This window comes from Micromonospora sp. ATLC16, from assembly GCF_057196645.1.
The window spans coordinates 73517-86321 of sequence record NZ_JBXUOW010000005.1 but is presented as its reverse complement, the minus strand read 5'-3'; the positions used below and the strand labels follow the sequence as shown (position 1 = coordinate 86321).

The window sequence follows — 12805 nt, the reverse complement described above, 5'->3', positions numbered from 1 at the left end:
TCCCGCGCCGTCGCGCCCCGGCCGGTCGGTTCGGGCTGCGGCGGTGGTCCGACTAGCCACGCGTGCCGTGCCGTTCGGTAGGGCCGGCATACGATGCCGGTCATGACCACACCGATCATGACCGAGGCCGACCTGCGGGAGGCCGTCGCGCGGGAGCTGCCCGGCGTACGGGCCGACCTGGAGCGTCTCGTCCGCATTCCCGGCATCGCCTTCGAAGGCTTCGACCACGCGCATGTCGAGCGTTCCGCCGAGGCGGTGGCCGAGTTGCTGCGCGGCTGCGGCCTCGACGTGGAGGTGGCGCGGGCCGGTGGTCAGCCGGCGGTGATCGGCCGGAGGGCGGCACCACCCGGTGCGCCGACGGTGATGCTCTACGCCCACCACGACGTGCAGCCGATCGGTGACCCCATGTTGTGGGAGTCCGACCCGTTCGAGCCGGTGGAGCGCGACGGGCGGTTGTACGGGCGGGGTGCCGCCGACGACAAGGCCGGCATCATGGCGCACGTCGCGGCGCTGCGCGCGTACGGCGACCGGCTGCCGGTAGGCGTGGTCGTGTTCGTCGAGGGTGAGGAGGAGTACGGCTCCGACTCCCTGGAGCGGCTGCTCGCCGAGCACCGGGACAAGCTCACCGCCGACATCATCGTGATCGCCGACTCGACCAACTGGGATGTCGGCGTACCGGCGCTTACCACCTCGTTGCGCGGCATCGTCAACTGCTTCGTCGAGGTACGCACGCTGGACCACGCCGTGCACAGCGGCATGTTCGGCGGCGCCGTCCCGGACGCGCTCACCACCCTGGTCCGGCTGCTCGCCACGCTGCACGACGACGCCGGAAACGTGGCGGTGGCCGACCTGGTCGGCCGGGAGGCGGCCCGCGTCGACTACCCCGAGGACCGCTTCCGCGCCGAGGCCGGGCTGGCCGAGGGCGTGCGGCTGTTCGGCACCGGCCGGATCACCGACCGGCTGTGGACCAAGCCGGCGATCGCTGTGCTCGGCATCGACGCTCCGGCCACCGGCGAGGCGCCGAACGCGCTGGTTCCGGCGGCCAAGGCCAAGATCAGCGTACGGCTTGCCCCGGGCGACGAACCCAAGCGGGCGTACGCGGCGCTTCGCGCCCACCTGGAGCAGCACGCACCATGGGGCGCGCAGGTCGAGGTGAGCTTCGAGCACGACGGCGCCCCCTGCGTCATCGACGCCAGCGGCCCGATGTTCGACGCGGCGCGATCTGCCTTCCGTACCGCCTGGGACGGCACCGACCCGGTGGAGATCGGCGTCGGCGGCTCCATTCCGTTCATCGCCACCTTCCAGGAGCTGTTCCCGCAGGCGGCGATCCTGGTGACCGGGGTGGAGGACCCGCACGCCCGGGCCCACGGGCCCAACGAGAGCCTTCACCTGGGCGAGTTCGCCCGGGTCTGCCTCGCCGAGGCGCTGCTGCTGGCCAGCGTGGCTGAGGCGGGTCGCGGGTGAACCCGTAACTTCGTACCGACAGTGGCCGTTTCCGGTGTGTCGGGCGCGGGGCTGTTGTAGCCTCTCGAACATGCGTACGAATGAGGTTCTGGCCCGCCTGGAGGCCGCCGTCATCGCTCTGGGGGACGTCGACGTCTCCGCGTGGCCCGACGACACGCTGAAGGAACAGCTCGGCGAGCTGTCCGCCGCCCTGGTCGCCCTGGATGCGTCGCTGTCGCGCGTCGCCGACGGTGTCCGTGCCCGCGGGCTGCGCGTCGAGGAGCCGGTTCCGGCCTGATGTCGCGCCGCCGTCGGCGGCGTCTGCGGCGTCGGCGGCGTCGTCGGCGACGTCGTCGTCGTCGGCGGCGTCTGCGGCCCGGCGGGCGGGCGGCACGGCTGCCGGGACCGCAAACTCGCGCCGGTCGTCGGGTCCGCACGCAGGTCGCGCCGGTTGTCGGTGGTGGCTGGCACGATGGGGTCGTGCGCTTCCTGGACCTGGCTGCCACCTCCGCGGCCGTCGGCGCGACCAGCGGTCGTCGGGCCAAGGTGGAGCTGCTCGCCGATGCCCTGCGGCGGCTCGACCCGCCCGAGGTGGCGGCGGGCTCCGGCTGGCTCGCCGGTGAGCTGCGTCAGCGGCAGACCGGCGTCGGCTGGGCCAGCCTGCGTGAGCTGCCTGCGCCGGCGGCCGAGCCGACGCTGACGGTGTCGGCGGTCGACGCGGCGATCGACGAGGTCGCCGCCGTGCACGGCCCGGGCTCGCAGGCTCGCCGTCGGGCCCTGGTGCAGGCGCTGTACGCGGCCGCCACCGCCGACGAGCAGCGTCTGCTGACCGGCCTGTTCCTCGGCGAGCTGCGGCACGGCGCCCAGGCCGGGCTGCTCGCCGACGCGATCGCCCGAGCCGCCGGGGTCTCCGCCTCCGTGGTACGCAGGGCGCTGCTGCTCGCTGGCGACCTGCGAGCGGTGGCGGTGGCCGCCCTCGGTGGCGGGGCGAGCGCGCTGGCCGAGTTCGGCCTGCGGGTGGGCCGGCCCCTGGCACCGATGCTGGCGCAGAGCGCGTCCACTGTCGACGAGGCGCTCGGCGCCACCGGGGTGCCCGCGGTGGTCGACGTGAAGCTCGACGGCATCCGCATCCAGGTGCACCGCAGTGGTTCCGACATCGCCGTGTTCTCCCGCAGCCTCGACGAGATCACCGCCCGGGTGCCCGAGGTGGTCGCCGCCGTGCGCACCCTGCCCGCCCGGGAGATCGTCCTCGACGGGGAGGCCATCGGGCTGGACGCCACCGGCCGCCCCCTGCCGTTCCAGCAGACGTCCAGCGCCGCCGCCCGCCGGTCCGGCTCCGCCGGAGCACCTGTCGCACCGGCGGTACGCGCCGCCGCCGAACGCACCGGCGCGACCGTGCTGACGCCGTACTTCTTCGACCTGCTGCACCTCGACGGGGTGGATCTGATCGATCTGCCGGGCCGGGAGCGGTGGGCGGCGCTGCGCGGCACGGCCGACGCGTCGCTGCTGGTCGGGCGGATGGAGGTGGACGGCCCGGAGCGGGCCGGCGCGGCCTTCGCCGCCGCGCTCGACGCGGGCCAGGAAGGCGTGGTGGTCAAGGCGCCGGACGCGCCCTACGACGCTGGGCGACGTGGCGCCGCCTGGGTCAAGGTGAAACCCCGGCACACTCTCGACCTGGTCGTGCTCGCCGTGGAGTGGGGCAGCGGCCGACGCACCGGGTGGTTGTCGAACCTCCACCTCGGTGCTCGCGATCCGGGCACCGGCGGGTTCGTGATGCTCGGCAAGACCTTCAAGGGGCTCACCGACCAGCTGCTGCGCTGGCAGACCGAGCGCTTTCTCGGCCTCGCGGTGGAGCGCGGGGACTGGGTGGTCCGGGTCCGACCCGAGCAGGTCGTGGAGATCGCCTTCGACGGCGTGCAGAGCAGTTCACGCTATCCCGGTGGGGTCGCCCTACGATTCGCCCGGGTGGTCCGCTACCGGGACGACAAGACGGCAGCCGAGGCCGACACCATCGATGCCGTCCGGGCGATCCACGCCGGCCGGCCGCCCGGCTGAGCGGTCAGGCGGTGGCCGGCGTGTCGGAGTCGGCGGCCCGGTCACGGGGCCGTTCGTCGACCACCCCGGCGATTCGGCGGGCCTCGCGGCGGGCGATCCAGCCGTAGCCGACCAGGGTCATCGCCGCGAAGATCCACCACTGGACGACGTAGCCGAGGTTCTGCCAGTTGTTGGCGTGGCCCAACGGCACCGCCCGGAACACCGGGTCGGCGGCCGGCGTCTGCTCGTCGAGGAGGAGGTACGCGCCGTACACCGGATACGGCAGCTCGCCGGCGAGCTGAGGCACCGCGACTCGACGGCTCTCAAGCCGGCCCTCGCGGCGGGACACCTTGGCGTCGCCGCTCTCGCTCGCGTGCACCCGGCCCTCGACGGTCACCTCGCCAGCCGGCGCGGGTGGCACGTCGGGCTGTGCCACCGCCCCACCCGGGGCGGGCGGGATCCAGCCCCGGTCCACCAGAACGGCGGTGCCGTCGGCCAGCAGCAGCGGGGTGACCACCTCGAAGCCGACCCGGCTGTCGACCGTACGGCCCCGCACCAGGACAATGTTGTCGGTGTCGTACCGGCCGGTCACGGTGACCCGGGTGAAGGTCCGCTCCGCCGCCGGTGGCGCGCCGACCGTGCCGGGGCCTCCGGTCGGCGCGGGCAGCGCCTCGCGCAGCGGCGCCGGGGCCGTCCGCAGGCCGGCGTCGATGCGTTCGTTGATCGCGGTCCGGCCGTGGTAGCGGTCCAACTGCCAGTTGCCGAGCAGCACCATCACCGTGGCGGCGGTCAGGGCCAGCACGAGAAAACCCAGCCAGCGCGGCGTCAGCAGGAACCGGTACACGCCACGAGATTACCCGTGTGACCGCCGCCACTGTGTCGAGCCGTCAGGACACTCGGGTGCGCTCACCGCCGTGGGCTGCCGCAGGCAGTGGCTTCGACCGGAGACGGGTGGAGGCAGCCTCGTCGTGGCGGAGCGTACCGGCGTCGAGGCGGTCCGCCACCGACTGCCTGACCTGCCACGGACGGGGCGGCGCAGGGTGCGTGTGCGGCGTCCGCTTCAGCTATCGTCACGCGGGCGGAGCGCGCCGACGGTCGGCACGCCGACCGCTCGCGAGGAGTCGATGATGACCGTCGTGCCGCGTCTGGTGCTCAGTGCCCCCTCCTCCGGACACGGCAAGAACGCGTTGGCGATCGGTCTGCTCGCCGCGTTCGCCGACCGGGGCCTCGATGTGGCCGGCTTCAAGATCGGACCCGATCAGGTCGATGCGGCGTACCTCGGGTTGGCCAGCGGCCGACCGGGGCGCACCCTGGATCCGCGGCTGGTGGGCGCCGAACGCATCGCCCCGCTGCTGCTGCACGGCGCGGCCGGCACGGAGCTCGCCGTGGTGCAGGGCAGCATGGGTCTCTACGACAGCCTGACCGGCCGGAGCGAGACCGAGTCGACCGCCGCCGTCGCCACCGTGCTGCGCAGCCCGGTGGTGCTGGTGGTCGACGTCGCCGCGATGGGCCAGTCGGTGGCCGCCCTGGTGCACGGCTTCCGGGCGTACGACGAACAGTTGTGGATCGGTGGAGTGATCCTCAACCGGGTCGCCTCGGCCCGGCACGAGGCGCTGCTGCGGGAGGCGCTCGACGACATCGGTGTGCCGGTCTACGGCGCGCTGCGCCGCCAGGACCTGCCCTCGGTGCTGCCGTCCCGTCGGCACGGCGTGATGCCGGTCCTCGAAGGCGCGGACGAGGCCACCCGGGCGGTCCGGCGGCTGGGTGAGGCGGTGACCGCCACCGTCGACCTGGAGCGGCTGCTCGGGCTGGCCCGCTCGGCGCCGGCGCTGGGTGTGCAGCCGTGGTCGCCACAGAGCACCGACGAGGCCGCGCCGGCGCTGCCCGCCGGTGCCGCGCGTCCGGTCGTGGCGGTGCTCGGTGGACCGGGCGGCAGCTTCAGCCATGCCGAGACGGCCGAGCTGCTGCGGGCCGCCGGGGCGGAGGTGATGACGCTCGACCCGTTCGCCGACGAGGTGCTGCCGGCCGGCACCCGGGCACTGGTGGTCGGCGGGGCGCTGCCCGAGTCGTACGCGGAGCAGCTCTCCGCCAACCGGCGGCTGTGCATCGCGGTCGCCGAGCTGGCCCGCACCGGGCGTCCCGTGGTCGCCGAGGGGGCCGGCCTGCTCTGGCTGGCCCGGGAACTCGACGGGCTGCCGATGTGCGGGGTGCTCGACGCGATCGGCAGTCTGCGGGACGGGTTGGTGGTCGGCTACCGGGAGGCGACCGCGCAGGGCGACAGTGCGGTCGCCCTCCGGGGCGAGGTGGTGACCGGCCACAAGGAGCACCGGGCCGTCCTCACTCCCCGGAGTGGGCAGCGCCCGGCGTGGAACTGGCCGGGTGGCGCGCCGGAGGGGTTCATCTGGCGAGGAGTGCACGCCTCCCAGCTCGTTCCGCACTGGGCCGCGTACCCACAGATCGCGACCCGGTTGGTGGCCGCTGCGGCGGCCGAGCCGGCCACGGTTCCGGTCGAGGTCGGCGGCGGTGCCCCGGCCGGCCCGGCGGGTGTCGCCCCGGGCGACCCGGCCGGTGCGGTGTCCGGGCCGGCCGGGGGGCCGCCAGCCTGATCGTCAACCGACGATCCGGTTCGACGGTGGGACGAAGTTCCGGACGGGCTTGCCCTTCAGGGCGTCGCGGAGGGTGTTCGACACCGCGGCGATCGGGATCTGCGACTGGCCGTCACCCACCGCGTTGAAGGGATTGTCGGGGTCGGAGATGAAGCTGGCCGCCGCCAGCTCCGGCGTGTAGCCGACGAACCAGGCGGATCGCGTGCTGTCCGTGGTACCGGTCTTGCCGGCCACCGGGCGGCCCACCGTGCCGCGCACGCTGTCCGCCGTGGACCAGCCGCCGCAACTGCCCTTGGCCGGGGTGTCGCCGGTGGGGCAGCGGGCGGCGTCGGTGGCCGCGCGCGCCGCGTCGGCGCTGACCACCTGACGGCAGCGCGGCTTGGCGACCTCACGTTCGATGCCACCGGGTGTGGTGTAGATGGCCGGGGTGCCGTCCCGGTTGTAGATGGCGTTGACCGGCAGCGCCTCGCAGTAGCGCCCGTCGGCGGCGACCGCGGCGTAGGCGTTGGCCATCTCCAGGGGAGTGGCGTCGGAGACGCCCAGGGTGAAGGCACCCCACTTGTTGGCCTTCGCCGGGGAGGCGTGCTCCCGGTCGACGTCGGTACGCCAGCGCAGTCCCAGTTGCTCGGCGAGCCGGACGGCCCGTTCCGCCCCGACCTGCTCCTCCAGCCAGACGAAGTAGGTGTTCACCGACTTGCCGAAACCGGACCACATGGTCTGGGTGCCGCTCATCGCGCCGCTGGCGTTGGAGGGCTGCCAGCCGTCGTAGACCTCGGAGCGGTAGCTGTGCGGCGCGTTGAAGGTGGTGCTGAGTGGCATGCCGGCGTCGAGTGCGGCCAGCATGGGGAACATCTTGAACGTCGACCCCGCCTGGTAGCCGGGCAGGCCACCGCCGCCCATCAGAGGCGCCACGGTGTTCGGATAGTTGGCCCGCACCTCTGGGCCCGCCTCCGGGTTGGAGCTGAGCGGATTCTCGTCGACCTCAAGCGAGTACGTGCGGTTCACCGCCATCGCCTTGACCCGTCCGGTGCCCGGTTCGGAGACCACGATGCCGTTGGCGAACGGGCTGCCGGTGTTCGACCGGGTGCCGACGTTCTTCTCCGCCGCCGTCTGGATCTTCGGGTCCATGCTGAGCACGATCCGGTACCCGCCCCGGCGCAGCTTGTCCAACCGCTGGAGCCGGTTATCGCCGAACGCCGGCTGAGCGCTCCACCAGTTCTTCAGGTAGTCGCAGAGGAAGCCCCAGCTGTTCCACTTGTCGGGAACGGCGGCGCAGTCGTTGGGCGGGTAGGTCAGCCGGAGTCGGATCGGCTCGCTCTTCGCGGCCTGGGCGGAATCCGGCGAGAGGTAGCCGAGTCGGGCCATGTTGTCGAGGACGTAGTTGCGCCGGGCGGTGGCGTCCTTCTGGTCGGAACTGGCCGGGTCGTACTGGGATGGCGACTTCACCAGCCCGGCGAGGGTGGCCGCCTCGACCGCGGTCAACTCTTTTGGGGTCTTCGAGAAGAAGATCTCGCTCGCGGCGTAGATGCCGTACGCGCGGTGCCCGAAGTACGCCGAGTTGAGGTACCGCTCCAGGACATCCTCCTTGCTCAGCTCCTTCTCCAGGTCGACCGCCATCCGCATCTCCTTGATCTTGCGGGTCGGGGTCTGCGCCGTGGCCTCCTGCACCTCCCTCGGGGTGGTGGCGCTGTCGCGCAGCGCCATCCGGACGTACTGCATCGTGAGCGTGGAAGCTCCCTGGGAAACGCCGCTGGAACGGGCGTTGGCCACGAAGGCCCGGGCGACCCCCTTCGGGTCGACGCCGTGGTGCTGGTAGAAGCGGTTGTCCTCGGCGGCCACGATGGCCTGCTGCATGCTGGGCGAGATGTCCGACAGCTTGGTGTATTGCCGGTACTCCTCGAAGAACATGGTCAGCACGGTCTTGCCGTCGGGCGCGTACAGGTAGGAGGTCTCGGCGGGCAGAGCCGTGGTCAGCAGGCGGGTCTTGCTCTCCACGGCGTGCGCGGTGGCCTTGGCGCCGATGCCGGTCACCGCGACGACCGGGTACGCGGCGGCGGCGACGACGATGCCGGCGATCAGCCCGGCACGGAGTAGCGGAACGAGACGACCAGCGGCAGCAAGGGGTCGGTAACTCACACCGCCAAGTTATGACATTTCCGATTCGTGCATGAGAAATACTCATGAAGTGATCGGTGGTGATGTGGCCCACCCGCCGGGTCGCTGTTCCCCGCGCCGCCTTCCCGGCAGGATCGCGGTCATGCATGGGCAGCTGACCACGAGATCCAGCGCGTCGGTGGCCGAGCCGGACCTCGCCCACCACGGCGACGCCGAGGTCGCCGCGGGCCTGGTCGACCTCGCCGTCAACGTGCGACGCGCCCCGCTGCCGCCCTGGCTGGCCGAGCCGATCACCGCGTCGATGGCCGACCTCGCCGCGTACCCGGACCCGCGTCCGGCCCGCGCCGCCGTCGCCGCCCGGCACCGTCGGCCACCGGAGGAGGTGCTGCTCACCGCCGGTGCCGCCGAGGGCTTCGTGCTGCTCGCTCAGGCGCTGCGCGGGCTACGTCGACCGGTGGTGGTGCACCCGCAGTTCACCGAGCCGGAGGCCGCGCTTCGGGCCGCCGGGCACACCGTGCGGCGGGTGCTGCTCGACCCGGCGGACGGTTTCCGGCTCCACCCGGAGCGGGTACCCACCGACGCCGACCTGGTCGTCATCGGTAACCCGACGAATCCCACCTCCGTGCTGCACCCCGCCGCCGATCTCGCCGCGCTGGCCCGCCCCGGTCGGGTACTCGTGGTCGACGAGGCGTTCGCCGACACCGCCGTCACGCCTGGGGCACCGGGTGAACCCGAGTCGCTGGCCGGCCGCCGGGACCTGCCGGGGCTGCTGGTCGTGCGCAGCCTCACCAAGACCTGGGGGCTGGCCGGGCTGCGGATCGGTTACCTGCTGGGCGAGGCGGCGCTGCTGCGCCGGCTGGCCGCCGTACAGCCGCTCTGGGCGGTCTCTACCCCCGCCCTGGCCGCCGCCACGGCCTGCGCCGGCCCCGAGGCGGTCCGGGCCGAACGGGCCATCGCCGAGCAGCTCGCGGCCGACCGGGAACACCTGGTCGCGCGGCTGTCAGCCCTGCCCGGGGTACGCGTGGCCGGCCGTCCGGCCAGCGCCTTCGTGCTGGTGCTGATCTCCGGGGCCGACCGAATCCGGGACCGGCTGCGGGCGCGGGGCTGGGCGGTACGCCGGGGCGACACGTTTCCGGGACTCGGTTCCGACTGGCTACGGATCGCAGTGCGGGATCGGGCGACCACCGACGCGTTCATCGACGTGCTGGCCGAGATCATGGAGGCATGATGCTGGAGAACACCATCGCGGCCATCGGTCCGCTCGACGAGCCGGCGATGACCGCGGCGCGGCAGTTGCAGGCGCGTCTGACCAAGCCCGCCGGCTCGCTCGGCGCGCTGGAGGAGCTGTCCGTACGCCTCGCCGGCCTGGCCGGCATCTGCCCGCCGCCGGTGCCCGACCCGGCGGCGGTGGCGATCTTCGCCGGTGACCATGGCGTACACGCCCAACGGGTCAGTCCCTGGCCGCAGGAGGTCACCGGGCAGATGGTCGCGAACTTCCTGGCCGGTGGGGCGGTGGTCAACACCTTCGCCCGGCAGACGGGCGCCTCGGTGACCGTGATCGACGTCGGGGTGGCCGGGCCGTTGCCGGTCGCCGACACGACCGACACCGACGATCCGGACGGTGCCGCCCTGGACGGCACGGTCGGACCGCGAGTGCCCCGACTGGTCAGCGCGCCGGTCCGGCGCGGCACCCGGGACATGACCGTCACCGCCGCGATGACCCGGGAGGAGGCGCGCGAGGCGGTCGAGGTAGGCATCGACGTCGCCGGGGAACTGGTCGACGCCGGAGCCGCAGTGCTGCTCACCGGTGACATGGGGATCGCCAACACCACTCCCGCCGCCGCACTGGTCGCCGCCTTCACCGGCGTCGACGCCGCCGAGGCCACCGGCCGGGGCACCGGCGTCGACGACCCGACCTACCAGCACAAGATCGAGATGGTGCGGGCCGCGTTGCACCGCCACCGTCCCGATCCGGCGGATCCGCTCGGTGTGCTGGCCGCCGTCGGTGGACTGGAACATGCCGCTCTGGCCGGGTTCGTACTCGGTGCGGCGGCGCGTCGCGTACCGGTACTGCTGGACGGGGTGATCGCGGTCTCCGCCGCGCTCGCCGCGGCGGCCTTCGCCCCGAACTCCGTCTCGGCCATGATCGCCGGTCACCGCTCCGCCGAGCCAGGCGCGACGGTCGCGCTGGACCGGCTCGGCCTCACCCCGCTGATCGACCTCGGCCTGCGGCTCGGCGAGGGCACCGGTGCGTTGCTGGCCCTGCCCGTGGTCACCGGAGCAGTTCGGGTACTGCACGAGGTGAGCACCTTCGACTCCGCCGGGGTGGCCGAGAAGTGAGCGGGCGAACCCTTCGGCTCCGCCGCGGTGTCGAGCTTCGTCCGGACGCTGAGCGAGGCGGCATGAGCGCACCGTCAGGTGCGACAGCCGGTGCCTCGCGCCGCCGGGCCGCGAGGCGGGCGGCGGCGTGAGCGCCAACGCGTACCCCCTCGGGCTCCGGTTGGCCGGACTCCGCGTGGTCGTCGTCGGTGGGGGAGCGGTCGCCACGCGGCGGGTCCCGGCGCTGCTCGACGCGGACGCGGACGTACTGCTGGTGGCGCCGGAACTCACCCCGGCGCTGCGGGCACACGTCGACGCCGGGCGACTGCGCTGGATGTCGCGCCGGTTCGTCGCCGACGATCTCGACGGTGCCTGGCTGGTGCAGGTCGCCGTCGACGACCCCGCCGCCGCGGCGGAGGTCAGCGCCGCCGCCGCGGCACGTCGGATCTTCTGCGTACGCGCCGACGACCGGAACGCGGCGACGGCCTGGACCCCGGCCGTGACCCGGTACGGCCCGGTGACGGTGGCGGTGCACGGCGGCGGCGACCCACGTCGGGCGGTGAGCGTCCGCGACGCCATCCGCACCCTGCTTCAGCAAGGACAGGTTCCGCTGGTGTCGGGCGCTGCCGAGCCGGGTGACCCTCGCGACGTCCCCGCTGGCGGGGGTGCGCACCCTGGCCGGGTCGCCCTGGTGGGCGCCGGCCCGGGTGACCCGGAACTGATCACCCTCCGAGGGTGGCGGCTGCTCAGCGAGGCCGACGTGGTGGTCGCCGACCGGCTCGTGCCCGGACTGCTCCTGGACGAATTGCGCACCGGCGTGGAACTGGTGGACGCCTCCAAGATTCCCTACGGTCCGTCCCGGGCACAGGAGGAGATCAACCGGATTCTGGTGGACCGGGCGTTGGCGGGAGCCTTCGTGGTCCGGCTCAAGGGTGGCGACCCGTACGTCTTCGGGCGGGGCGGAGAGGAGCTGCTCGCCTGCGCGGCAGCCGGCGTGCCGGTCACGGTGGTGCCAGGGGTGACCAGCTCGATCGCCGCGCCGGCCGCAGCGGGCATCCCGGTCACCCACCGGTCGGTCGCGCACGAGTTCACCGTCGTGTCCGGGCACGTCGCGCCGGAATCGCCGGAATCGCTGGTCCGCTGGGAGGCGCTGGCCCGCCTGCGCGGCACGCTGGTGATCCTGATGGGCCTGAAGAACCTACCGGCGATCTCCAGCACGCTGCTGGCGCACGGACGGGCCGCCGGGACGCCGGCTGCGGTGATCCAGGAGGCCACCACCGGCGGCCAGCGGATAGTCCGCTCGACGCTCGGCGAGGTGACTGACGCGGTGACCGCAGCGGGGCTGCGTCCACCGGCTGTGGTCGTGGTCGGTGACGTGGTCGAGGCGCTGCGGGCGGCCGAGCTGCTCTGACTTGCGGATGGTTGCGGTTCGGGCCGGGGCGAGCGTCTCCGGCTTGGCGGGGTGGTTGCGGTTCGGGCTGGGGGCGACCGTGCCCGGCTCCGGGCGGTCAGGCCTGATCCCTGCGCCGGGCACGGTCGCCCCCAGCCTGACCTGGTCAGACCTGCGTTCGGGCGTAGGCCAGCCGGGGTGGGTCTGCGGTCTGGTGGGGTCTGCTGTCTGCGGTCGGGTGCTTCGGTGTGGGGGTGTGCCGCTGGCCGGCACCCGGGGTGTCGGGTGCCGGCCAGCGGCTTTCTGTTCCCCCTGTGGAGGAATGTCGTCGGTTGTCGGGTGGTGTCAGCTGTTCCGTTGGTGGTGGTGGGTCAGCTGGTCCAGTGTTCGGCGACGAGGTCGGCGGCCTGCTGTTCCCACTGGGCGTAGTGGTCGGGGTAGGCCGACACCTGCACCGTCTGCGCGGCTTCGGTCAGCGGCATGTCCTGCCAACCGTCGACCTGCTTGAGGCCCTTGAGGAACGCCAGGGTCGAGTACTCGGGGTGGGTGATCTGCTCCACCGTGCCCCAGCCACTCGTCGGGCGCTGCTGGAACAGACCCTGCGAGTCGTGGTCGTTGCGGTCACCCAGGTGGCCCAGGTTCTCCAGCTTCGACTCCTGCAACGCCGTCGCGATCGACACCACCGCAGCGCGCTCGTCCATACCGGCCTTCTTCGTCGCGCCGATGATCGCCTTCACATTGCCGACCTGCTCGTCGTCCAACTCGATCTGCGACTGGCCGGTCCCCACGCCATTCCACCCCGAGCCGACCCCGCCCCCCCGCCCCCCCGACATACCCCCCCACAAACGTTGATCATGAGGTTAGCGGCAACTTTGAAGATCAACACTGCCGCTAACCT

9 protein-coding genes and 1 pseudogene are annotated in these 12805 nt (G+C 73.1%); 7 read left to right on the top strand and 3 right to left on the bottom strand.

The window, feature by feature from the left end:
- Nucleotides 1-117 precede the first annotated feature (117 nt).
- From AC2CHE_RS03950 to AC2CHE_RS03940, 3 genes are all read left to right on the top strand, one after another.
- The gene (locus AC2CHE_RS03950) at nucleotides 118-1464 is read left to right on the top strand and encodes a M20/M25/M40 family metallo-hydrolase (protein WP_484503565.1); all 1347 of its coding nucleotides are present in this window, start codon (nucleotides 118-120) and stop codon (nucleotides 1462-1464) included.
- A 70-nt stretch (nucleotides 1465-1534) separates the two neighbouring features.
- Nucleotides 1535-1741, top strand: a complete 207-nt coding sequence (locus AC2CHE_RS03945; protein ID WP_484503505.1) for a hypothetical protein — start codon at nucleotides 1535-1537, stop codon at nucleotides 1739-1741.
- Between the two features lie 182 nt (nucleotides 1742-1923).
- Nucleotides 1924-3498, top strand: a complete 1575-nt coding sequence (locus tag AC2CHE_RS03940; protein WP_484503504.1) for an ATP-dependent DNA ligase — start codon at nucleotides 1924-1926, stop codon at nucleotides 3496-3498.
- Nucleotides 3499-3502: 4 nt separating this feature from the next.
- Here the strand turns inward: AC2CHE_RS03940 and AC2CHE_RS03935 are convergent, their stop codons facing one another.
- Nucleotides 3503-4321 carry an SURF1 family cytochrome oxidase biogenesis protein gene (locus AC2CHE_RS03935; RefSeq protein ID WP_484503503.1) on the bottom strand — a complete coding sequence of 273 codons (819 nt, stop codon included), beginning with the start codon at nucleotides 4319-4321 and terminating at the stop codon, nucleotides 3503-3505.
- A 283-nt stretch (nucleotides 4322-4604) separates the two neighbouring features.
- Here AC2CHE_RS03935 and AC2CHE_RS03930 point away from each other — a divergent pair, with 283 nt between their 5' ends.
- Nucleotides 4605-6083 (top strand): cobyrinic acid a,c-diamide synthase CobB, encoded by a 1479-nt coding sequence (locus AC2CHE_RS03930; RefSeq protein ID WP_484503502.1) that lies wholly within the window; start codon nucleotides 4605-4607, stop codon nucleotides 6081-6083.
- Between the two features lie 3 nt (nucleotides 6084-6086).
- On the opposite strand, the gene AC2CHE_RS03925 is transcribed toward AC2CHE_RS03930, so the two are convergent.
- Nucleotides 6087-8219: a transglycosylase domain-containing protein gene (locus AC2CHE_RS03925; protein WP_484503501.1), complete on the bottom strand. Its 2133-nt coding sequence runs from the start codon at nucleotides 8217-8219 to the stop codon at nucleotides 6087-6089.
- Nucleotides 8220-8340: 121 nt separating this feature from the next.
- Here AC2CHE_RS03925 and cobC point away from each other — a divergent pair, with 121 nt between their 5' ends.
- The 3 genes from cobC (at nucleotide 8341) to cobA (ending at nucleotide 11928) form a co-directional block, all read left to right on the top strand.
- Entirely contained in the window at nucleotides 8341-9426 is a 1086-nt protein-coding gene (gene cobC, locus AC2CHE_RS03920; RefSeq protein WP_484503500.1) for an Rv2231c family histidinol phosphate aminotransferase CobC, read from the top strand.
- Nucleotides 9426-10538, top strand: coding sequence for a nicotinate-nucleotide--dimethylbenzimidazole phosphoribosyltransferase (cobT, locus tag AC2CHE_RS03915; RefSeq protein WP_484503564.1), 1113 nt, complete (start codon nucleotides 9426-9428; stop codon nucleotides 10536-10538). The genes cobC and cobT overlap by 1 nt, the downstream gene beginning before the upstream one ends.
- 127 nt (nucleotides 10539-10665) lie before the next feature.
- A complete protein-coding gene (cobA, locus tag AC2CHE_RS03910) occupies nucleotides 10666-11928 on the top strand; it encodes a uroporphyrinogen-III C-methyltransferase (protein WP_484503499.1) in 1263 nt (420 codons plus the stop codon).
- 350 nt (nucleotides 11929-12278) lie between these two features.
- Here the strand turns inward: cobA and AC2CHE_RS03905 are convergent.
- Nucleotides 12279-12701, bottom strand: a pseudogene (locus tag AC2CHE_RS03905) (hypothetical protein); the annotation flags it as partial.
- Between the last annotated feature and the right edge of the window lie 104 nt (nucleotides 12702-12805).